The sequence below is a fragment of the Streptomyces boetiae genome (genome assembly GCF_031845405.1).
GTDB lineage: Bacteria > Actinomycetota > Actinomycetes > Streptomycetales > Streptomycetaceae > Streptomyces > Streptomyces boetiae.
The window spans coordinates 1-430 of record NZ_JAVREN010000129.1 but is presented as its reverse complement, the minus strand read 5'-3'; the positions used below and the strand labels follow the sequence as shown (position 1 = coordinate 430).

Below are 430 nucleotides of genomic sequence, written 5' to 3'. Positions count from 1 at the left end.
CTTCGGAGGAAATCGGCCCTCGTCGAGGCCCGTGCTGAACCGCTCCAGTCGCCTTGCCGCGTCGGTGAGATCGTGCTTGGCCGCGGCCGTAATGACCGGCAGCTTCCGGGTCAGCGCCATCCGTACGCCCTCCGGGACTTGCAGTGCGCGCACTGGTGTGTGCGCTTCCTTGCTCCGGTCCGCGACTGCCGCATGGAGCTTGAGTTGGCCGTCGTGTCCCATGCACAGATTGTGCCATCTGGGGCGAGTTGTCGCCTGCGGGGGTCGCAACTGGTACCTCAAACGGCCTTCCGGGCGGGTGCGGAAGTCTCGGACGCAAGGGTCGACTACCCCGACAACAACCCTTATAACGTGGGAAGTTGACGAACGGTCCTGGTCCACGCAGGGCCGTTCGGGTGCAGACACGCCTGTACCCCCGATCGGGCTGATC

General features: G+C 65.3%; 1 protein-coding gene. It reads right to left on the bottom strand.

Features of this window, described 5'->3' with window-relative positions; genetic code table 11:
- Nucleotides 1-222 (bottom strand): SCO5555 family protein (locus RM780_RS27705; RefSeq protein ID WP_311633648.1); only part of this gene is annotated, 222 nt, incomplete at its 3' end.
- Between the last annotated feature and the right edge of the window lie 208 nt (nucleotides 223-430).